We start from the raw sequence: 19,607 nt of genomic DNA, 5'->3' as shown, positions 1-19,607 counted from the left end.
CTTCGAATTGCCGGAAAACTGGTCGAAGCGCCGCCTATAATACATGAGTATTCAAGTCAACTAATAGCGGGAATCATCCCGAGGGTTTTTTACGCGCCGGATAGCCGTTGGCGTGTGGCGGCACGGCCTTGAGATAGGCGGCGATCGCGGCGCGGTCGTCGGCTGTCAATTGCGCCATGTTCCTTTGCACGTCGACCATCGCGCCGCCAACGGAATCGAAGTCCGGTGTGAAGCCGGTTTCGAGATAGTTGGCGATGTCGGCTTCCGACCACTCGCCGATGCCGCCCTCACCCGCTGTGATGTTGGGCACGATGCCCTTGCCTTCGGCGGCCGTGGCGCCGGCCAGCCACTCGGCCTTCTTCACGCCGCCGGCAAAGTCGCGCGGCGTGTGGCATTCGCCACAGTGGCCCGGCCCCTCGACCAGATAGCGGCCGGCCATGACCTTGTCCGCCGCGCCGTCGGCAAGGGCAATCACTGGCTCGGGGCTGAGATAAAGCCGCTTCCACAGGCCGATGCCGCGGCGGATGCTGAAGGGAAAGCCGAGCTTGTGATCAGGCGCCTTGCCGGCGACCGCCGGCAGCGTCTTCATGAACGCGTAGAGGTCGGCGATGTCGGACGGCTTCATGCGCGCATAAGAGGCGTAGGGAAAGGCCGGGTAGAAATGCTCGCCGGAAGGCGAGACGCCCTTCAGCATGGCATCGGCGAAGTCTTGCTCGCTCCAGGCGCCGATGCCGTCCTTGGCGTCCTGCGAGATGTTGGGCGGCACGAAGGTGCCGAACGGCGTCTTCAGTTCGAGGCCGCCCGTGAGTGCTAGTCGGGCATCGCCCTGCGAACCGGGCTTGGCATGGCAGGAGGTACAGCCGCCGGCATAGAAGATGCGCTTGCCCCTGGCGGCATCGCCGGGGCCGAGCTGCGCGACGGTCGCGGCATCAAGTCTGACCGGCGCCGACAGCAACCATGCGGCAACCGCGCCAGCGCCACCCAGAACGAGGGCCGCGCCGACGAGTTTTTTCAGCCAGGCCATTGGCCGGGATCAGCCCTTCTTGATCCTGTAGCTTTGGTGGCAGGTGCCGCAGTCGCCGCCGATCGTGTTGAGCTGCGCCTTCAAGGCATCGACATCGGCTGGCGGAGCCGCGACCGCGGCCTTGACGTCGGCCAGGAACTTGTCCTCGGCCGCGTTGAAGCCGGCCGTATCTTCCCAGATCTTTGGTGCGGCGGTGGTGTCGCCCTTGTCGCTGCCGGCCGGAAAGAACTTCTCGGTGTCCCATTTCTCGCCATTGGCCTGCAGCGCCTGCAACGCCGCCAGCACGGCGGCTGCGTCGAAAGCTTCCTCGCCCTTGACGACCTTCGACAATTGGCCGGCAAGTTTGCCGCGTTCCTTCATCAGGGCCTGGCGATCCTTGATCGGATCAGCGAAGGCGGCCGAACCCGCTACAGCGAGCATAGAGATGGCGAGAACAAGCTTTCTCATTCAATGGCTCCTTGGTGAAGAGAGTGCGCGACTGGACATTAACGGACGGCGCGGCGGAAATATTCCGTCCGCACAGCAACGACTTTCACTTTCCGCTGCAGGCAGAAAAGAAAAGCCCCGGTCGTGCCGGGGCTTTTCGTCAACCAATCAACCTTTCGCCTTTTCGTAAAGCTCGAGGACATAGTCCCAGTTGATGAGACTGTCGACGAAGGCTTCGAGATATTTCGGCCGTGCGTTGCGATAGTCGATGTAGTAGGAGTGCTCCCAGACATCGACGCCGAGGATCGGCGAGGCGCCATGCACCAGCGGGTTCTCGCCGTTCGGGGTTTTCGAGATCGCGAGCTTGCCATCCTTGACCGAAAGCCAGGCCCAGCCGGAACCGAACTGGGTGGTGCCGGCGGCGATGAAATCCGCCTTGAACTTGTCATAGCCGCCGAGGTCGCTGTCGACCGCCGTCTGCAGCGCGCCCGGCAGCTTGGAGCCGCCACCGCCCTTCTTCATCCACTTCCAAAAATGGATGTGATTGTAGTGCTGGGCGGCGTTGTTGAAGAGCCCGGCGTTCTTGCCGAAGGACTGCTTGACGACTTCCTCGACCGAAAGGTCACCCAAGCCGGCTTCCGCGGCGAGCTTGTTGCCGTTGTCGACATAGGCCTTGTGGTGCTTGTCGTGATGATACTCCAGCGTCTCCTTGGACATATAAGGCTGAAGCGCCTCGTAGTCGTAGGGCAAAGCAGGCAGCTCAAAAGCCATGGATGGTACTCCCTCATGGAAAATCCGGTGTCACTACCGGACTAAGATAGGTCTGGAATGATTTGGGACAACTCCGGAATGAAGTGCCGGTTCCCTTTCTAGAGAGGTTCCGGAAACCTGTCACACGGTTTTGCGGCAGGCGGCTGCGTCAAAAGAGAAAGCCTGCCCTCGGATCAGGCGGCGGATGTGGAATGCGCCCAGTCCCAATAGAGCTCGCGCGCCTTTTTGGCGACGGGGCCAGGCTGGAGATTGCGCTCTTCGATGCGGGTGATCGGCACGACCTTGGAATGGTTGCCGGTCGAGAATATCTCGTCCGCTTCAAGGAAATCGCGCACCGACAGCGTCTTTTCGGTGGTCTTGAAGCCGTAGTCGCCGAGCAAGCCTATGGTGCGCGAACGAGTGATGCCGGACAGGAAGGTGCCGTTCGCCGCCGGCGTGAGCACATGGCCGTCCTTGACCAGGAAGATGTTCGAGGTTCCGGTCTCGGCGACATTGCCCAGCATGTCGAGCACCAGCGCATTGTCGAAGCCGCGCATCTTGGCTTCGAGGATGGCGCGGCCATTGTTGGGGTAAAGGCAGCCGGCCTTGGCGTTGGTCGGCATGGTCTCGATGGTCGGCCGCCGGAAAGGTGAGACGGTGACCGAAAAGCCTGCTGGCGAGATCATCGGCGATTCGTAAAGGCAGAGGCAGAAGCGGGTCGAGGCCGGATCGGCCGGCACGCCCATATAGCCGCCATGCTCGGCCCAGTACATCGGCCTGATATAGACCGCCGTCTTGCCGTCGAACTTCTTCAGCCCGTCCCAGGTCAGCCCGACGATCTTCTCGGTGGTCATGGTAGGTTTCAGGCCGAGCGCGATGGCCGAGGCGTTCACCCGCGCTGCATGACGCTCGAGGTCGGGCGCCACGCCCTCGAACCAGCGGGCGCCGTCGAAGACGCTGGTGCCCAGCCACATGGCGTGGCTGCGGGGCCCGAGAATGGCGACGTTGCCCTCGTACCAGTCGCCATCGACGAAGGTCCATGTCGCGGATTGCGCCGCTGCCGCCAGTGTCATTGCTCGGGTCCGTCCAAGTGTTCTTGCGAAGCGGGCATAGCAAAATGCTTTGGTGGCCGCCGTCAACCGGCATCGTGGAGTTTTGTTGGGGCCAGCCGGCCTCCGCCAACCGATGTCGGCCTGGTTTGGCCGCGATCCGCAACATCGATCGGTGCTGGCTGCAATCAACGCTTGCGCTTCGCTTCCCCTCGCCTCACTACTGTCGCCATGCATCACGCGGCCTATGTTTTCGACGCCTACGGCACGTTGTTCGACGTGCATGCCGCCGTGCGCCGCCATGCCGGCGAGATCGGGCCGGACGGCCAGTTGCTCTCCGAGATATGGCGCGCCAAACAGCTCGAATATTCCTGGGTCAGGACGCTGATGGGCGCCTATGCCGATTTCTGGCAATTGACCGAGCAGGCGCTCGATTTCGCCTTGCGCAAGGTACCCTCCGCCGACAGGGGCCTACGAGCCAAGCTGCTGGAGGCCTATTGGCACCTCGACTGCTATCCGGAGGTGCCGGCAGTGCTCAAGGCGCTCAAGGCATCGGGCGCGAGGCTCGCGATCCTCTCCAACGGTTCGCCCGAGATGCTGGAGGCGGCCGTGAAGTCTGCCGCGCTCGACCAGGTGCTGGACGATGTATTTTCGGTCGATGCGGTGCGACGCTTCAAGGCCGACCCGTCGGTCTACGACATGGTGACCACCGGCTGGCGCCTCTATCCGGGTGCGGTGTCTTTCCAGTCCTCCAACCGCTGGGACGTCGCCGGCGCCACCAAGTTCGGTTTCCGCACGGTGTGGATCAACCGTGCCAACCAGCCCGATGAATACCGGGACTTTCCGCCAGGGCTGATCCTGCCTTCGCTCGAAGGCCTTCTTGGGGGTGCATGACGGCGCTGTTGCTGCAGCGCAACAGCGGCAATGCGGTCACAGCTTCGCCTTTGTTTGTCCACCCTCAGGCCAGATTTGGAACCGCCTATCGCCGCCGACTGTTATTGGAGCGCCGGCAGCCAGCCTGCGGATTCATGCTTTCTTGCGAATTAAGACCTAGAAAAGGCAACCATGTCAGACGCTTCCTTCCGCATCAGCCGTCGTGGCTTTCTCAACTTCACAGCCCTTGGCGCTGCCTCGGTCGCGGCTTCCGCCTGCACGACCACCGGTCCGGCTCCAGAGCCTGCGCAACCGCCACCGCCCGCCTATGTCGATCCGCCGCTCGGCGACTACGAGACGATGTATGGGGCGACGTCCGACAACGGATTCGACCTGCCGGCCATTCCGGTCAACAAGATCGATCATCAATTCCTGCGCCAGATCGTTCCCGACCCGACCGGCCAGCGGCCGGGCACCATCGTCGTCGATACGACCAACCACTTCCTCTACCTCGTGCGTGAGGGCGGCCAGGCGATCCGCTACGGCGTCGGCCTCGGCCGCGCCGGCTTCGAGTGGTCGGGCGATGCCGTGGTGCAGTGGAAGCAGAAATGGCCGAAGTGGACGCCGCCGGATGAGATGGTCGCCCGCCAGCCGGAACTGACCCAATACAGCGCCAAGAACGGTGGCATGCCCGGCGGCCTGAAGAACCCACTCGGCGCCCGCGCGCTATACCTCTTCCAGGGCGATCAGGACACGCTCTACCGGCTGCACGGCTCGCCGGAATGGTGGTCGATCGGTAAGTCCGTGTCGTCGGGCTGCGTGCGCCTGATCAACCAGGATATTGTCGACCTCTATGATCGCGTGCCCAGCAAAACCCCGGTCATCGTGACCGCCGATATCGGCGCGCCGGTGGCCGACGTGCCGGATCGCAGGGCCATCCCGATCGATGCCGGCGTACCGACCGGCTCGATCCTGCTCGGTCCGGTGAAGCGGCTCACGAACGAGATCTTCTGAGCTTTGGGTTCGTCAGCGGTGTTCGGCCAGTATCCTCGCCAGCACCGCAACGCCGCGCCGCACCGCTTCCGCGTCAAGCCCGGCGTACCCCATGATGAAGCCAGCCGTTTCCGGCCGAGGCCCGCTCGGGTCGTAGAGCGGCGATACCGGGTAGAGACCGATCCCGGCAGCGCGCGCGGCCGCGATGATTGCGGTCTCGCGCCCGGCGGCGATGCCGTGCATCCAGGCCACGACATGAAGGCCCGTGTCGGCTCCCGCAACGGTGACCCTCGGGCCCAGACGGTCGGCCAATGCCTGCAGCAGCACCTGCCTGCGCTCAGCATTCTTTCTGCGGATGCTGCGGACGTGACGCTCGTAGGCGCCGCTCGTCAGCAAGTCACCCAACACGTCTTGCTCCAACATGGGCGCATGCCGGTCGGTCAGGCGCTTCGCCTCGCTGAACGCCCGGCACAGGCCGGTTGGGATGACGAGATAGCCAAGCCTCAAAGTGGGCGAGAGCGTCTTGGAGAACGTCCCCACATAGATGACTGACTCCGCGCCGAGGGTCTGCAGGGGTGAGATGGGAACGATGTCGTGGCGGTACTCGCCGTCATAGTCATCTTCAACGATGTAGGCGCCTGTCGCCGTGGCCCATGCCAGGAGGGAACGCCGCCGCGTCGCCGAAAGCACGCTTCCGAGCGGGAACTGGTGCGACGGCGTCACGCAGGCGAGGCGGGCTGGCGGCAGCGCATCCGTCCTCAACCCGTCCGCGTCGACGGCAACGGGAACCGCGACGCCGCCTGCCGCGGCAAAGGCATGGCGAGCCAGCGGATATCCCGGGTTTTCGATCACGAAGGGGTTGCCGGGGTCGAGCAACAGCCGTGCGCAGAGGTCGAGCCCCTGCTGCGAGCCGTTCACGATGACGATCTGGTCCGGCACGCAGTTGATGCCGCGAGCGCGCCAGAGATAGCCCTGAAGCGCGACGCGGAGAGCCGAAGACCCTTGCGGATCGCCGTAGCGCAGCCGCGCGCCGCGTCGCAGGATAGCTTTGTTGGACGCCCGTCGCCAGGCCGGCACCGGAAAGTCTGCCCCGGACAGATCGCCATAGCGGAAATCCGCGACCTTGCCCGGCTGCTGCTCCGGTGGCGGAGGCAAAGCCAGCAGCCGGCGCGCGAATGCCGAAAGGTTCCGAGGCGGGGCGGTCGATACGGGCGCCTCCCCCGTCGCCCTCTCCAACCCTGCAGCAACGACGGCACGCGCCCCATGGCGGATGATCAGATAGCCTTCGGCGTTCAGCTGATTATAGGCCGCCGTCACCGTAGTTCGTGACGCGCCCCATTCGGCGGCGAAGGCCCGCGTCGAGGGTAGGCGGTCGCCGGGCTGGTAGGCGCCGCTGTGGATCTGTTCCTTGATTGCCGCGATGATCCGGCGCGCGACACGATCCTGCTCCAACTGGACCACCGAAAAACCTCAAAACTGGATATTCCAGGCAAGCCAGACATCAGGCATCTTCAGCTGCGACGCAAGGAGTTCATCATGTACATACCGCCTGCCTTCCGGGATGACGACAAGGAGAGCCTGAGAGCGACGATCCGCGCGGCGCGGTTGGGGACCCTGGTCACCGCCACCGCGGAAGGACTGCTGGCGACGCCATTGCCGCTTTTCCTCGACGAGAGCGAGGGCGAGCACGGCACAATCTACGGCCATGTCGCGAAGGCAAATCCGCAGTGGCGCGCACCCGTGCTGGGTGATGGCCTGGCGATCTTCATGGGGCCGGACGCCTACGTGACGCCGGCGTGGTATCAAACCAAACAGGAAACCGGCAAGGTCGTGCCGACCTGGAACTATGTCGCCATCCACTCCTATGGGCCGGTCGAATTCTTCGACGACGCCGACAGGCTGCTCGAGGTGGTGACGCGTCTGACCAATCTGCATGAAGGCGGGCGCGCCACACCGTGGTCCGTGTCGGATGCTCCGCCGGAGTTCATTCAGTCGCAGCTCAGGGGGATCGTCGGCCTGCGCATGCCGGTCGCGAGGCTGGAAGGCAAGCGCAAGATGAGCCAGAACCGCAACGCGGCCGATCGCGCCGGTGTCGTGTCCGGCCTTGCGGCAAGTGACCGGCTTTCGGACCGCGAGGTCGCACCTCTCATCCCGTCGTGAGTCCGTCATGCCGGATCTGAGCCGGTTTGCCTGGTTCTTTCGCCGCGGCTTTTCCTGCTCGCCATCACGTCGGAAGGATTGATCACGGCAGCTCTCTGTCATCCGCTCGAGGCGACCTCCGCCCTTCTCGTGCAGACCATGATCGATGTCATTGGACCGCAGGCACCTATCGCTACCCTTCAGCGGTCCATCCCCTTCGAGATCGTCACGCCGGAGAATATCTGAGGCAGCGCCCTGCTGCCTTCGCGCCGCCACGGTCACAGCAGTTCCAGCAGTTGCGGCAAAAGACAGCGTTGGTGTCGAGCTTGATAGCCGCCACCCGAACCATCCTACCGCCCCCTGGCCAGGCTGCCCAGAATCCCGCGTACGATCGCGCGCCCAACGGACGATCCGACCGAGCGCACCACCGACTTGATCGCCGCCTCGGCTACCGTCTGGCGGTTGGAGGGACGCGGCGCCGGCGCGCGGCGGCCGCCGGACTGCGGGGCAGGATCGTCACCGAACCCAGGGATGGTCCAGCGCGAGCGGCCGCTATCGGCCTGTTGCGCCTGCTGCTCGGCCTCCTGCGCCTCCCTGGCCTTCTTCTGCAGCATCTCGAAGGCCGATTCGCGGTCGATGGTCTGGTCGTATTGCCCCGTAACCGGGCTCTCGGCGATCAGCTGGCGGCGCTCGTCCGGCGTGATCGGGCCAAGCCGAGACGATGGCGGCCGGATCAACGTGCGCTGAACCATGGACGGCACGCCCTTGGTCTCCAGGGTCGAGACCAGCGCCTCGCCGGTGCCGAGCTGCGTGATGGCCGTGGCGCAGTCGAAATCGGGATTCGGCCGGAAGGTGTCGGCGGCCGTCCGCACCGCCTGCTGCTCGCGTGGCGTATAGGCGCGCAGCGCATGCTGGACGCGGTTGCCGAGCTGGGCCAGGACCTTTTCGGGAATATCCAGCGGGTTCTGGGTGACGAAATAGACGCCGACGCCCTTGGAGCGGATCAGCCGCACCACCTGCTCGACGCGATCGATCAGCACCTTCGGCGCGTCCTCGAACAAGAGATGCGCCTCGTCGAAGAAGAAGACCAGCTTCGGCCTTTCAGGATCGCCGACCTCGGGAAGTTCCTCGAACAATTCCGACATCAGCCAGAGCAGGAAGGTGGCGTAGAGGCGCGGGTTCATCATCAGCTTGTCGGCGGCAAGCACGCTGATCGCGCCACGGCCGTCGCGGGTGGTGCGCATGATGTCGGCGATGCGCAGCGCCGGCTCTCCGAAGAAGTTCGCCGCGCCCTGCTGTTCCAGCACCAGGAGGGTGCGCTGGATGGCGCCGACGGATGGCTTCGTCACATTGCCGTAGCGGGCGCTGAGCTCGTCGGCACGCTCGGCGATGTTGGCGAGCAGCGCCTGCAGATCCTTGAGGTCGAGCAGCAGCAGGCCTTCCTCGTCGGCAATGCGGAAGGCGATGTTCATGATGCCCTCCTGCGCCTCGGTGAGGTTCATCAGGCGCGAGAGCAGCAGCGGACCCATCTCCGAGATGGTGGCGCGGATCGGATGGCCCTGTTCGCCGAACAGATCCCAGAAGATGACCGGGAATTGCTGGAAGTCGTACGGCTCAAGCTTCACCTGCTCGGCGCGCTTGACCAGGAAATCCTTGGCTTCGCCCATCATGGCGATGCCGGAAAGATCGCCCTTGATGTCGGCACAGAAAACCGGCACGCCGGCGTTGGAAAAACCTTCGGCGAGGATCTGCAGGCTGACCGTCTTGCCGGTGCCGGTGGCGCCGGTGATCAGGCCGTGGCGGTTGCCATATTGCAGCAGAAGCTGTTCGGGGCGCTGGTAGCTGTCGTCGGGCTTGCGGCTGGCGCCGATGAAAATACTCTTGTCGTCAGCCATATGTCGGTCTCCGCGAACCTGATGAAGTCAAAGCAAAAGGCCACGCCTGAGGTATAGTGACGCGACGCGGCAGCGACAATGCTCCTATCGCAATTTGGGCTCCTATCGCAATTTGGGCCCCTATCGCAATTTGGGCGTCCAATCGCGATCGGAATTGGAACCCAGCCCAAAGCTGGGTCTTGACGGGCTTGTGGCAAGTTGTGGATTTTGGGCATGTTTGGCAATCGATTGGTGGTTCACCCGGCCGCATGGGCAGCGCATTGTGATATCGGGCATGGAACCTTAGACTAACGGTTCGATTGATGCGGCAGACGGCGCATGACCGCGAAAGGATCATGCGCTGAATCAAAGGTGCTACGGCGTCCGCGACGTGTCCAGGAGATGCGCGGCGCTGTAAGGGAGGAGAGCGGATGGGCGCCGGCGCCTTGACCAGGGAAGTCGACCTTCAGAACGCTGACCGCCAGCGCTGGCTGGCGCTCGCCGAAAAGGCGCTTGCCGGAGGCTCCTTCGAGGAGAGGCTCGTTTCGCACAGCGACGACGGCATCCGCATCGAGCCGCTCTATGAGCGTGCGGTCACCATGGAACCGCTGGTCAGGGCAAATCCCGCAGCGGCGTGGATCGTCAGCCAGCGCGTCGACGATCCGGATGTCGCCCGCGCCAGGGCGCAGGCGCTGGAGGATGTCGCGCAGGGCGCCACCGGCCTGTCGCTGGTTTTCGAAGGGGCGCCGAACGCTTTCGGCTATGGCCTGCCGCGGACGGCCGAGGCGCTGGAGACCGTGCTCGACGGCGTGCCGCTCAACCGCGTCCAGGTCCGCATCGATGCGCATCCCTGGAGCCGCGCGGTGGCCGACTGGCTGATAGCGTTCCTCGGCAAGCGCCGCTCCGATCCGACTAAGCTCAACCTCTCCTTCGGCATCGATCCGGCGGCGATCTTCGCCGGCACCGGCCGGCTGCGCATGTCGATCGAGGCGCTGCAGGAATCTATGCCGCAATCGATGGCGCATTTCTTCTCCATGGGGGTGCCCGGCGTGCTGCTCGAGGCAGACGGGCGCGTCTTCCACAATGCCGGCGCCACCGAGGCGCAGGAGCTCGGCACCATGCTCGCCTCCGCGGTCTCCTATCTCAGGATGTTCGAGAAGGCGCGCCAGCCGCTGGTCTATGCAGCGCCCCATATCGGCTTCGCGCTCAGCGTCGACCAGGACCAGTTGCTGTCGATGGCCAAGGTGCGAGCGCTGCGCCGGCTGTGGGCCCGCATCCAGGAAGTCTGCTCGATCCCGGCCTCGACGGCCAGCATCCATGCCGAGACGTCGTATCGCATGATGACGACGGCGGATCCGGAAACCAACATATTGCGCACGGCGATCGCCTGTTTCGCGGCCGCCGCCGGCGGGGCCGATTCGATCTCCATCCTGCCGCACACAATAGCGCATGGGCTGCCGGCCGGCTTTGCCCGCCGCGTCGCCCGCAACGCGCAGTTGATCATGGCCGAGGAAAGCCATGTCGACCATGTCGCCGACCCTGCTGGCGGATCGGGCGCCGTCGAGGCGCTGACCAATGATCTCTGCGCGGCCGCCTGGCAAGAATTCCAGCGCATCGAGGCCGAAGGCGGTGTGCTGACGAGCCTGCAGCAAGGCTATGTCCAGAACCGCGTCCAGACCGCCGCGGCAAAGCGCAATGCCGAATACCGGACCGGCTCGCGCGCGATCATCGGCACCACGCTGTTCCGTGCCGGCAGCGAACGCCCGGTCGAGACGTTGCCGGCCGAGCGGAGACCGGCGCTGACGGAAGGTGTCGCGACCTGCGAGCCGCTGTTTCCGGTGCGCATCGACCAATCGATCGGAGCCGGCGCATGATCCCCGATTTCAGCCAGATCGGCTGGTCCGCGCCAGGACGCGCGCCGGTCGAGATCAAGGGGCTGCGGATGACGCCGGAGGGCATCGCCGTGAAGCATCTCTACACGCAGGGCGATCTCAGGGGCCTGTCGCATCTCGACACCTATCCGGGCCTGCAGCCCTTCGTGCGCGGCCCCTACCCGACGATGTATGTCCAGCAGCCTTGGACGATCCGGCAATATGCGGGGTTCTCGACGGCGGAAGAATCAAACGCCTTCTACCGGCGCAACCTCGCCGCCGGGCAGAAGGGCCTGTCGGTCGCCTTCGACCTCGCCACCCATCGCGGCTATGACAGCGACCATCCGCGCGTCGCAGGCGATGTCGGCATGGCGGGAGTCGCCATCGATTCCATCCTCGACATGCGCCAGCTGTTCGACGGCATTCCGCTCGGCGAAATGACGGTGTCGATGACCATGAACGGCGCGGTGCTGCCGGTCATGGCGCTCTACATCGTGGCAGCGGAGGAACAGGGGGTTGCGCAGAAGGATCTCGCCGGGACCATTCAGAACGACATTCTGAAGGAGTTCATGGTCCGCAACACCTACATTTATCCGCCAAAACCCTCGATGCGGATCGTGTCGGACATCTTCGCCTACACCTCGCGAAACATGCCGAAGTTCAACTCGATCTCGATCTCGGGCTACCACATGCAGGAAGCCGGTGCGCCGGCGGACCTCGAGCTCGCCTACACCATCGCCGACGGCATTGAATATGCCCGCGCCGGTGTCGCCGCCGGCCTCGACATCGACCGCTTTGCGCCGCGGCTTTCCTTCTTCTGGGCCGTCGGCATGGACTTCTTCATGGAGGTCGCCAAGCTCAGGGCCGCGCGCCTGCTTTGGTCGAGCCTGATGAAGAAGAACTTTTCGCCGAAGGACGAGCGCTCACTGTCGCTGCGCACCCATTGCCAGACCTCGGGATGGTCGCTGACGGCGCAGGACCCTTACAACAACATCACCCGCACCATGATCGAGGCGATGGCGGCGACACAAGGCCATACGCAGTCGCTGCACACCAATTCCTTCGACGAGGCGATGGCGCTGCCGACCGACCATTCGGCCCGCGTCGCCCGCAACACGCAGCTCATCCTGCAGAAGGAATCCGGCACCACGCGCGTCGTCGACCCGTGGGGCGGCTCGGCCTTCGTCGAGCGGCTGACGCATGACCTGGCGGCGCGCGCCCTCGCCCACATCGAGGAGGTCGAGAGCCTTGGCGGCATGGCCGCGGCGATCGAGAAAGGCATTCCCAAGCTGCGCATCGAGGAAGCCGCCGCCCGCACCCAGGCGCGCATCGATTCCGGCGAGCAGACGCTGGTCGGCGTCAACGCGCATCGGCCTCAAACCGACATCGAGGTCGACGTGCTGAAGGTCGACAATGCCGAGGTCAAGGCCAGGCAGCTGGCGAAGCTGCAGCGGCTCAAAGGCACGCGCGATGTCGGCGCGGTCGACAGTGCGCTCGAAGCACTGACCCGCGCGGCGGAGAGCGGCGAGAACCTCTTGGAGTTCGCCATCCGCGCGGCGCGCGCCAACGCGACCGTCGGCGAGATATCGCTGGCGCTGGAGAAGGTTTTTGGGCGTCATGTCGCCTCGGTGCAGACGATCTCCGGCGTCTACCGCGATGCGCTCGGCGACAATCCGGCGGTCGACAGACTGCGGGACAAGATCGCGGCGTTCGAGAAGAAGTCCGGCAGCAAGCCGCGCATCCTGGTGGCCAAGATGGGCCAGGACGGCCACGACCGCGGCCAGAAGGTTATCGCCACTGCCTTTGCAGATCTCGGCTTCGACGTCACCGTCGGTCCGATGTTCCAGACGCCGGAGGAGATCGCCAAACTGGCGGTCCAGCACGACGTCGACATCATCGGCGCCTCCTCGCTCGCGGCCGGACACCTGACGCTGATCCCCCAGCTCAAGGAAGCCTTGAAGAAGCTCGGCCATGGCGACATGCTGATCGTCGCCGGCGGCGTCATCCCGCCGCAGGATTATGACGCCGTGCTAAGGGCGGGTGCGGCGGAAATCTTCCCGCCGGGCACGGTCATTCCCGAAGCGGCGGACAGGCTGATGGATCGGCTGCTGGCGGAAGGCTGAGCGCTGTTATAATTTCTGTTGTAACGCGGAGAAAATGGCGTTATAATTCACGTTACAACAAGGCATCTGTCATGAACACCACCATTCGCAAGATCGGCAATTCCGAAGGCGTTATCCTGCCGAAGGAACTCCTCGACCGCCTGAACATGAAGGCGGGCGACCAGCTCCAGATCGTTGAAACGGACAAGGGCATTGTCCTTGAACCGGTGGACGACAGCTTCGAGCGGCAGATGGAAGCCGCCCGCAAGGTCATGGACAAGTACAAGGTCGCGCTTCAGAAGCTCGCCGAATGAGCTGGGAGTTTCTGTCGCGTCGCGCCGTCGAAGCGATGCACGCCGAGCAGTCGCGCCGAAATGGCGGCGCGCAGGGTTTGAGAGACGAGAATGCGCTCGAATCCGCGCTCGCCCGTGCCGAGAACAAGGCCAACTATGGTGATCCGTCGATCGAGGAACTGGCGGCGGCCTACATCTTCGGCATTGCCGGGAACCACGCGTTTGTCGATGGCAACAAGCGCACTGCCATGGTGGCGGCTGGCGCGTTCCTAATCATCAATGGCTACGGCCTTACAGCCGACGACGGTACGATCTACGAATTCGTGATGGGGGTTGCGGCGGGCGAGATCAACGAGGAAGGCGCCGCGGCATTCTTCCGCGACCATGTGGTCAAGCTCGAGGACTAGCTTTCGGCCTTGTCCGAGAGCTTCGTGATCTCCCACTCCTTGCCGTTGACGCTCGCGACATCGCCAAGCTTCTTGCCGAACAGCGCGATGGCCATCGGCGAGACATGGGAAATGCTGCCCTTTGACGGGTCGGCCTCGTCCTCACCGACGATCTTCCAATGCACCTTCTTGCCGTCATCGCCTTCCAGCGTCACACCCATGCCGAAGCGCACCACTTCGCTACCCGGCTCCGGCACGGAAAGCTCGGCGCTCTCGCGCCTGGCGGTCCAGTAGCGCAGGTCGCGCGACACGACCGCAATGCGCTCGCGGTCCGCTCGTCTCTCGGCCTTGCCCAATTCGTCGCGCAGACCTTCGAGTTCCTGATCGATCATGGCCAGGCCGCGCTCCGTCACCAGGTTGCGATGCGGGCTGATCGGACGCTCGCCGATGCCGGCGATGGCGTTTTCGCTGTCTTCTTCGCGGGTAAAAGCTCTGCTCATCCAATGAACTTAGGCCCGGTGCCGCCTCTGTACAAGCCGTAGTCCGATGGCAGACCTGGCACGATTCCTGCGACAGGGATGGCAAACGCCAGGACCTGTGCCGATGTTGAACAGACGAACGCTGCTCGCCCAGACCGCCGGCTTTGCCATCGCAGGCCTTTGTGCTGGCAAAGCCTCGGCCAAGGTCCTGCCCGGCATCGAGAAGGCCTCGATGCGCGGTTCGATCAACGCCACCGAACTCGGCGTGCAGCCGGGCGCGCTTGACGACCAGAGCAAGGCCTTCACCAAGCTCCTCAATGACGCCAGCGAGCGCGATGCGCCGGTGTTTTTGCCGCAGGGCTCCTATGTCGTGTCCAACCTCAGGCTGCCAGCGCGCCTACGCCTTAGCGGCGTGCCGGGCGCCACGCGCATCGTCTATGGCGGCAACGGGCATCTGATGATGGCCGAGCAGGCCGAGCATATCGAACTCAGCGGGCTGGTGTTCGACGGCTCGAACCGCTGGCTGGCTGACTATGCGCAGGGTCTGCTTGATCTCCGCCGCGTCGGCCATCTCGTCATCGACAATTGCCAGGTTACCGGCAGCGGCAAGAACGGGCTGGCGCTGGAACATGTTTCGGGCCGAGTTGAGCGTTCCGATATTTCCGGCGCGGCGGACGCCGGCATCTATTCGGTCGAGGCCGGCGGGCTTGAGATCTCCGGCAACACCGTGTCCGACTGCGCCAATGGCGGCATCCTGGTGCACCGCTGGCAGCAAGCGGAAGACGGCACCACCGTCAGCGGCAACCGTGTCGAGCGCATAAGGGCCCGCAATGGCGGCACCGGCCAGAACGGCAACGGCATCAATGCCTTCCGCGCCGGCAATGTCGTCATCTCGGGCAACATCGTCTCGGACTGTGCCTTCTCGGCGATCCGCGCCAACAGTTCCAGCAATCTGCAGGTCATCGGCAACACCTGTTCGCGCTCGGGTGAGACGGCGCTCTATTCCGAATTCTCCTTCGAGGGCGCCATCATCGGCAACAACATCATCGACGGTGCGGCCAATGGCATTTCGATCGTCAATTTCAATGAAGGCGGCCGCATGGGTGTGTGCTCGAACAACATCGTGCGCAATCTGTCGACGGTTGGCCCCTACCCCGCCGACGCGCCCGGCTTCGGCGTCGGCATCAGCGTCGAGGCCGACACCACGGTGTCGGGCAATGTCGTCGAGAACGCGCCGCTTTACGGCATGCAGATCGGCTGGGGTCCGTATCTGCGCAATGTCGTGGCGACCGGCAACATCATTCGCAAGGTCGGCACCGGCATTGCCGTCTCGGTGGTCGAGGGCGCAGGAACGGCGATCATCTCGGACAATGTCATCGACGACGCGCTGAACGGCGCGATCATCGGCCAGCGCTGGGCCGATCCGGCAACCGCCGACCTTGCCCAGTCAGGCAATGCCGGCTACGCGCATCTGACCGTCGAGCGCAACCACGTTTCCTAGCGTTAGCCAAGCGCAGCGGTCGGCCTTAGCGACCCGACCTTGGCGCCGATCCGGCTTTCGACCGGCGGATTGGCCTGTTCGACGAGCCTGGCGGCAACCGCCTCGTCATCGTGCAACAGCCTGGCCAGCACGGCGGCGATCATCACCTCGGCTCCTCTGCCGGCACCGTCATCGCATTTCAGCGCGATGCCGAGGCCGAGTTCGGGAATGGCGGCGCAATAGACGCCCTCGGCGCCGGTTTTGACGAAGATGCGGCCGGGCGCTGCCTGCATCAGCGCGACATCGGCCTTACCGGTGCCAGCGACGAGGAACGGCTCGGCCATGCACGCCGACAAAAGCCGCTTCGCCGCTTTGGCGCGCTGCGGCGAAAAGCCGGTGCCTGTCGCCATGCGGGCAAAACCCAGCGCGAAGCTTTTCAGCGGCACGGCATAGGTCGGGATCGAGCAGCCGTCGGTGGCGCAATGGTCGACGTCATGGGCAGCCTCCGTCACCGACTGCATGGCATCGCGCACCATCTCCTGCTGCGCATGGCCGGCTTTGACGTAGCCCCTGTGGGCAATCCCGGAATGCACGCAGGTACAGAGGAAGCCGGCATGCTTGCCGGAGCAGTTGTTGTGTAGCGCATTCGGCACGCTGCCGGTGCGGGCGAGAGCAATGGTGGTGTCATGGTTCGACGGCCAATGCGCGCCGCATTCGAGCGCGCTTCCGTCCAGACCGGCTTTCGCCAGCATCGCTTGCGCCAGTTCGACATGCGCCGGCTCGCCGGAATGCGAGGCGCAGGCCAGCGCCAGTTCTCGGTCGCCGAAGCCATAGGCGTCGGCCGTACCGCTTTCGACCAGCGGCAGCGCCTGGATCGCCTTCACAGCCGAGCGCGGAAACACCGGACGCGCCGTGTCGCCGATCTCCAGCAACGGCTTGCCGTCGGCGTCGAAGACAGCGACCGCGCCGCGATGGGCACTCTCGACCACCGCGCCGCGCAGAACCTCGACCAGAACCGGATTTGCCATGCTGCCTCCCGCACGCGCGCGCCCAGAGCGCGCCGCTTTAAATGCGGGCCGCTTCTACCTGATCCGGTCGAGAATGGAAACGTAGTTGGCAACGGCAGCGCCGCCCATGTTGAAGATGCCGCCGAGCTTGGCGCCCGGCACCTGGATGCCGCCGGCCTCGCCGGTGAGCTGCATGGCGGTCAGCACATGCATCGACACGCCGGTGGCACCGATCGGGTGGCCCTTGGCCTTCAGGCCGCCGGAGGGGTTGACCGGCAGGCGGCCGTCCCTAGCTGTCGTGCCGTCAAGCGCCAGCTTCGCGCCCTCGCCGGGTCTGGCTAGGCCCATAGCCTCATACTCGATCAGTTCGGCGATGGTGAAGCAGTCATGCGTCTCGACGAAGGAGAGGTCGTCCAATGTCACGCCGGCCTTCTTCAGCGCCTGGTTCCAGGCTTGCTCGCAGCCCTCGAAGGCGAGGGTGTCGCGCTTCGACATCGGCAGGAAGTCCTGGACGTGCTCGTTGGCGCGGAAGGTCACGGCGCGGCGCATCCTCAGTGCCGTCGCGGTGTCGGTGAGCACGAGCGCCGCGGCACCATCGGAGACCAGCGAGCAATCGGTGCGCTTCAGCGGGCCGGCGACGAATGGGTTCTTCTCGCTCTCTTGGCGGCAGAACTCGTAGCCGAAATCCTTGCGCATCTGCGCATAGGGATTGTCGACGCCGTTCTTATGGTTCTTGGCGGCGATCATGGCGAGCGCATCCGACTGGTCGCCATAGCGCTGGAAATAGGCCTGCGCGATCTTGCCGAAGACCCCGGCGAAGCCGGCCGGCGTGTCGCCGTCCTCCGGCAGATAGGAGGCCTTGAGCAGGTTCTTGCCGATCTCGGGGCCGGGCGTGGTCGTCATCTGCTCGGCGCCGACCACCAGTACGATGCGGGCGGCATTGGCGTCGATGGCGCGGATGCCTTGCCTGACAGCGGCGGAACCGGTGGCGCAGGCGTTCTCGACCCGCGTCGCCGGCTTGAAGCGCAGCCGGTCGTCGGCCTGCAGGACCAGGCTCGCGGTGAAATCCTGCGGCGAGAAGCCGGCATTGAAATGGCCGAGCACGATCTCGTCGACATCGTCCGGGCCGATGCCGGCATGGTCGAGCGCCTCCACGGCAACCTTGGTGATCAGACCCTCGAGCGTCTCGCCCTCGAGCTTGCCGAAGCGCGAATGCGCCCAGCCGACGATGCATGCGGTCATAACAGCCTCCATTTGCCGCGCAGCCTGGCGTGTGTGGATCTTCAGGTAATGCCGGCCTGACCTGACTCCACACACGCTAGCACGTCCTGTCGCGACATGAGATTCAATATTGTTCAATTGTGAACTTTTTTCCAGGCAATGGGATGGGCCAGAGCCGCACGATCGGTTGATGCCAGCATCGATTTTTTGTTGATTGATCCGTCAATAAAAAATAATCTCGCTTTGAGCCCGGATCCCAGAATGCCGAAAATCGGAATGGAACCCTTGCGCCGCAAGGCGCTCATCGACGCGACGATCTCTGCGATCGGCGAGCGCGGCTCGCTGGACGTGACGATGTCGGAGATCGCTGGCCGCGCCGGCGTGTCGTCGGCGTTGGCGCACCACTATTTCGGCGCCAAGGACGAGCTTTTGTTCGCGACGATGCGGCACATACTGGCGGAGCTCAACACCGATACAAGGCGCGCACTTCGCGCCACCGGCACGGCGCGCCAGCGCGTCTCGGCAGTGGTCGCCGTCAGCTTCTCCGACGACCAGTTCCAGCCCGAGACCATCGCCGCATGGCTTGCCTTCTATGTCGAGGCGCAGAAGTCATCGGCTTTGCGGCGCCTGCTCAAGGTCTATGCAAGGCGGCTGCACTCGAACCTGATGAGCGGGCTGACCGGCATCCTGTCCAGGCGCCAGGCGGATCGCGTCGCCGAAGCCACGGCGGCGCTGATCGACGGGCTCTATATCCGGCGAGCGCTGAAGGACGGCGTGCCGGACGCGGCGACGGCCATCGCGCTCGTCGAAGATTATCTCGAAACCAAGCTCAGCGGACGGAGCCTGCCTTGACGACCGGACGGCCCAATTTCCTGATCGTCATGGTCGATCAGCTCAACGGAACGCTGTTCCCCGACGGGCCGGCGGAGTTCCTGGATGTGCCGCATCTGAAGGCGCTCGCCCAGCGCTCGGCGCGCTTCGCCAACAATTACACTGCCTCGCCGCTCTGCGCGCCCGGCCGCGCCTCGTTCATGAGCGGGCAGCTGCCGTCGCGCACCGGGGTCTACGACAATGCGGCGGAATTCGCCTCTTCGATCCCGACCTTCGCCCATCATCTGCGCGCCGCCGGCTACTATACCTGCCTGTCGGGCAAGATGCATTTCGTCGGACCGGACCAGTTGCACGGCTTCGAGGAAAGGTTGACCACCGACATCTATCCCGCCGATTTCGGCTGGACGCCGGACTACCGCAAGCCCGGCGAGCGCATCGACTGGTGGTACCATAATCTGGGCTCGGTCACCGGCGCCGGCATCGCCGAGACCACCAACCAGATGGAGTATGATGACGAGGTCGTCTTCCTGGCCACGCAAAAGCTCTATCAGTTGTCGCGGGAGCAGGACGATGCGGACCGCCGGCCCTGGTGCCTGACCGTTTCGCTGTCGCACCCGCACGACCCCTACGTCGCGCGCAAGCAGTATTGGGATCTCTACGAGAATTGCCAGGCGCTGGATCCCGAAACCGGGTTCATCGCGCATGACGAGCAGGACCCGCATTCGCAGCGGCTCTACCGCGCCAGCGACTATTCCGCTTTCGAGATCACTGCTGAGCAGGTGCGCCGTTCGCGGCGCGGCTATTTCGCC

General features: G+C 64.5%; 19 protein-coding genes. 10 read left to right on the top strand and 9 right to left on the bottom strand.

What is annotated here, in order from left to right; translation table 11 throughout:
- Positions 1-73: 73 nt before the first annotated feature.
- From EN742_RS01945 to EN742_RS01930, 4 genes are all read right to left on the bottom strand, one after another.
- On the bottom strand, positions 74-1,024 hold the full coding sequence (locus EN742_RS01945) for a cytochrome c (RefSeq protein WP_127407198.1): 951 nt from the start codon (positions 1,022-1,024) through the stop codon (positions 74-76).
- A gap of 9 nt (positions 1,025-1,033) precedes the next feature.
- Positions 1,034-1,471, bottom strand: coding sequence for a cytochrome c (locus tag EN742_RS01940; protein WP_127407197.1), 438 nt, complete (start codon positions 1,469-1,471; stop codon positions 1,034-1,036).
- A gap of 147 nt (positions 1,472-1,618) precedes the next feature.
- The gene (locus EN742_RS01935) at positions 1,619-2,221 is read right to left on the bottom strand and encodes a superoxide dismutase (RefSeq protein WP_126055790.1); all 603 of its coding nucleotides are present in this window, start codon (positions 2,219-2,221) and stop codon (positions 1,619-1,621) included.
- Between the two features lie 173 nt (positions 2,222-2,394).
- Positions 2,395-3,273: a branched-chain amino acid aminotransferase gene (locus EN742_RS01930; protein ID WP_126055791.1), complete on the bottom strand. Its 879-nt coding sequence runs from the start codon at positions 3,271-3,273 to the stop codon at positions 2,395-2,397.
- 207 nt (positions 3,274-3,480) lie between these two features.
- Here EN742_RS01930 and EN742_RS01925 point away from each other — a divergent pair, with 207 nt between their 5' ends.
- Together EN742_RS01925 and EN742_RS01920 are read left to right on the top strand one after the other, a co-directional pair.
- The gene (locus EN742_RS01925) at positions 3,481-4,143 is read left to right on the top strand and encodes a haloacid dehalogenase type II (protein ID WP_126059170.1); all 663 of its coding nucleotides are present in this window, start codon (positions 3,481-3,483) and stop codon (positions 4,141-4,143) included.
- A gap of 171 nt (positions 4,144-4,314) precedes the next feature.
- Entirely contained in the window at positions 4,315-5,136 is an 822-nt protein-coding gene (locus tag EN742_RS01920) for a L,D-transpeptidase (RefSeq protein WP_128332354.1), read from the top strand.
- A 12-nt stretch (positions 5,137-5,148) separates the two neighbouring features.
- Here the strand turns inward: EN742_RS01920 and EN742_RS01915 are convergent, their stop codons facing one another.
- Positions 5,149-6,576 carry a PLP-dependent aminotransferase family protein gene (locus EN742_RS01915; RefSeq protein ID WP_128332353.1) on the bottom strand — a complete coding sequence of 476 codons (1,428 nt, stop codon included), beginning with the start codon at positions 6,574-6,576 and terminating at the stop codon, positions 5,149-5,151.
- A gap of 75 nt (positions 6,577-6,651) precedes the next feature.
- Between EN742_RS01915 and EN742_RS01910 the strand changes: the two genes are divergently transcribed.
- Positions 6,652-7,275 carry an FMN-binding negative transcriptional regulator gene (locus tag EN742_RS01910; RefSeq protein ID WP_127406367.1) on the top strand — a complete coding sequence of 208 codons (624 nt, stop codon included), beginning with the start codon at positions 6,652-6,654 and terminating at the stop codon, positions 7,273-7,275.
- Between the two features lie 329 nt (positions 7,276-7,604).
- Here EN742_RS01910 and EN742_RS01900 read toward each other — a convergent pair whose 3' ends face one another.
- Positions 7,605-9,149, bottom strand: coding sequence for a helicase HerA-like C-terminal domain-containing protein (locus tag EN742_RS01900; protein WP_127399918.1), 1,545 nt, complete (start codon positions 9,147-9,149; stop codon positions 7,605-7,607).
- Positions 9,150-9,559: 410 nt separating this feature from the next.
- On the opposite strand from EN742_RS01900, the gene EN742_RS01895 reads away from it, so the two are divergent.
- The 4 genes from EN742_RS01895 (at position 9,560) to EN742_RS01880 (ending at position 13,801) form a co-directional block, all read left to right on the top strand.
- On the top strand, positions 9,560-11,002 hold the full coding sequence (locus tag EN742_RS01895; RefSeq protein WP_126055795.1) for a methylmalonyl-CoA mutase subunit beta: 1,443 nt from the start codon (positions 9,560-9,562) through the stop codon (positions 11,000-11,002).
- Positions 10,999-13,122 (top strand): methylmalonyl-CoA mutase, encoded by a 2,124-nt coding sequence (scpA, locus tag EN742_RS01890; RefSeq protein WP_128332352.1) that lies wholly within the window; start codon positions 10,999-11,001, stop codon positions 13,120-13,122. Before EN742_RS01895 ends, scpA begins: the two co-directional genes overlap by 4 nt.
- Before the next feature lie 71 nt (positions 13,123-13,193).
- Entirely contained in the window at positions 13,194-13,415 is a 222-nt protein-coding gene (locus tag EN742_RS01885) for an AbrB/MazE/SpoVT family DNA-binding domain-containing protein (RefSeq protein WP_126055797.1), read from the top strand.
- Positions 13,412-13,801, top strand: coding sequence for a type II toxin-antitoxin system death-on-curing family toxin (locus EN742_RS01880; RefSeq protein WP_126055798.1), 390 nt, complete (start codon positions 13,412-13,414; stop codon positions 13,799-13,801). The genes EN742_RS01885 and EN742_RS01880 overlap by 4 nt, the downstream gene beginning before the upstream one ends.
- On the opposite strand, the gene greA is transcribed toward EN742_RS01880, so the two are convergent.
- On the bottom strand, positions 13,798-14,280 hold the full coding sequence (gene greA / locus EN742_RS01875) for a transcription elongation factor GreA (protein WP_126055799.1): 483 nt from the start codon (positions 14,278-14,280) through the stop codon (positions 13,798-13,800). The two genes, EN742_RS01880 and greA, sit on opposite strands and share 4 nt — an antisense overlap.
- Before the next feature lie 103 nt (positions 14,281-14,383).
- Here greA and EN742_RS01870 point away from each other — a divergent pair, with 103 nt between their 5' ends.
- On the top strand, positions 14,384-15,760 hold the full coding sequence (locus EN742_RS01870; RefSeq protein ID WP_126055800.1) for a TIGR03808 family TAT-translocated repetitive protein: 1,377 nt from the start codon (positions 14,384-14,386) through the stop codon (positions 15,758-15,760).
- A 2-nt stretch (positions 15,761-15,762) separates the two neighbouring features.
- Here EN742_RS01870 and EN742_RS01865 read toward each other — a convergent pair whose 3' ends face one another.
- The gene (locus tag EN742_RS01865; protein ID WP_128332351.1) at positions 15,763-16,767 is read right to left on the bottom strand and encodes an asparaginase; all 1,005 of its coding nucleotides are present in this window, start codon (positions 16,765-16,767) and stop codon (positions 15,763-15,765) included.
- Between the two features lie 54 nt (positions 16,768-16,821).
- Positions 16,822-17,988, bottom strand: a complete 1,167-nt coding sequence (locus EN742_RS01860; RefSeq protein ID WP_127406717.1) for an acetyl-CoA acetyltransferase — start codon at positions 17,986-17,988, stop codon at positions 16,822-16,824.
- Positions 17,989-18,228: 240 nt separating this feature from the next.
- On the opposite strand from EN742_RS01860, the gene betI reads away from it, so the two are divergent.
- Both betI and betC read left to right on the top strand, forming a co-directional pair.
- Positions 18,229-18,819 (top strand): transcriptional regulator BetI, encoded by a 591-nt coding sequence (betI, locus tag EN742_RS01855; protein WP_127406718.1) that lies wholly within the window; start codon positions 18,229-18,231, stop codon positions 18,817-18,819.
- Positions 18,816-19,607, top strand: a 792-nt coding sequence (gene betC / locus EN742_RS01850; RefSeq protein WP_128332350.1) for a choline-sulfatase, incomplete at its 3' end; no start/stop codon positions are given. The genes betI and betC, both read left to right, overlap by 4 nt.

The sequence above is a fragment of the Mesorhizobium sp. M4A.F.Ca.ET.020.02.1.1 genome (assembly GCF_004022645.1).
GTDB lineage: Bacteria > Pseudomonadota > Alphaproteobacteria > Rhizobiales > Rhizobiaceae > Mesorhizobium.
Note: the sequence above shows the minus strand (reverse complement) of the source record. Positions and strands in the feature narration are given on the sequence as shown.

Excerpts from the sequence above, each read along its gene's own strand:
- EN742_RS01885 (WP_126055797.1), top strand. The coding sequence starts at position 13,194 with ATGAACACCACCATTCGCAAGATCGGCAATTCCGAAGGCGTTATCCTG.
- EN742_RS01935 (WP_126055790.1), bottom strand. The coding sequence starts at position 2,221 with ATGGCTTTTGAGCTGCCTGCTTTGCCCTACGACTACGAGGCGCTTCAG.
- EN742_RS01925 (WP_126059170.1), top strand. The coding sequence starts at position 3,481 with ATGCATCACGCGGCCTATGTTTTCGACGCCTACGGCACGTTGTTCGAC.
- EN742_RS01895 (WP_126055795.1), top strand. The coding sequence starts at position 9,560 with ATGGGCGCCGGCGCCTTGACCAGGGAAGTCGACCTTCAGAACGCTGAC.
- EN742_RS01920 (WP_128332354.1), top strand. The coding sequence starts at position 4,315 with ATGTCAGACGCTTCCTTCCGCATCAGCCGTCGTGGCTTTCTCAACTTC.
- EN742_RS01880 (WP_126055798.1), top strand. The coding sequence starts at position 13,412 with ATGAGCTGGGAGTTTCTGTCGCGTCGCGCCGTCGAAGCGATGCACGCC.
- EN742_RS01900 (WP_127399918.1), bottom strand. The coding sequence starts at position 9,149 with ATGGCTGACGACAAGAGTATTTTCATCGGCGCCAGCCGCAAGCCCGAC.
- betI (WP_127406718.1), top strand. The coding sequence starts at position 18,229 with ATGCCGAAAATCGGAATGGAACCCTTGCGCCGCAAGGCGCTCATCGAC.
- EN742_RS01930 (WP_126055791.1), bottom strand. The coding sequence starts at position 3,273 with ATGACACTGGCGGCAGCGGCGCAATCCGCGACATGGACCTTCGTCGAT.
- EN742_RS01865 (WP_128332351.1), bottom strand. The coding sequence starts at position 16,767 with ATGGCAAATCCGGTTCTGGTCGAGGTTCTGCGCGGCGCGGTGGTCGAG.
- EN742_RS01910 (WP_127406367.1), top strand. The coding sequence starts at position 6,652 with ATGTACATACCGCCTGCCTTCCGGGATGACGACAAGGAGAGCCTGAGA.
- scpA (WP_128332352.1), top strand. The coding sequence starts at position 10,999 with ATGATCCCCGATTTCAGCCAGATCGGCTGGTCCGCGCCAGGACGCGCG.
- EN742_RS01870 (WP_126055800.1), top strand. The coding sequence starts at position 14,384 with ATGTTGAACAGACGAACGCTGCTCGCCCAGACCGCCGGCTTTGCCATC.
- greA (WP_126055799.1), bottom strand. The coding sequence starts at position 14,280 with ATGAGCAGAGCTTTTACCCGCGAAGAAGACAGCGAAAACGCCATCGCC.
- EN742_RS01860 (WP_127406717.1), bottom strand. The coding sequence starts at position 17,988 with ATGACCGCATGCATCGTCGGCTGGGCGCATTCGCGCTTCGGCAAGCTC.
- EN742_RS01940 (WP_127407197.1), bottom strand. The coding sequence starts at position 1,471 with ATGAGAAAGCTTGTTCTCGCCATCTCTATGCTCGCTGTAGCGGGTTCG.
- EN742_RS01945 (WP_127407198.1), bottom strand. The coding sequence starts at position 1,024 with ATGGCCTGGCTGAAAAAACTCGTCGGCGCGGCCCTCGTTCTGGGTGGC.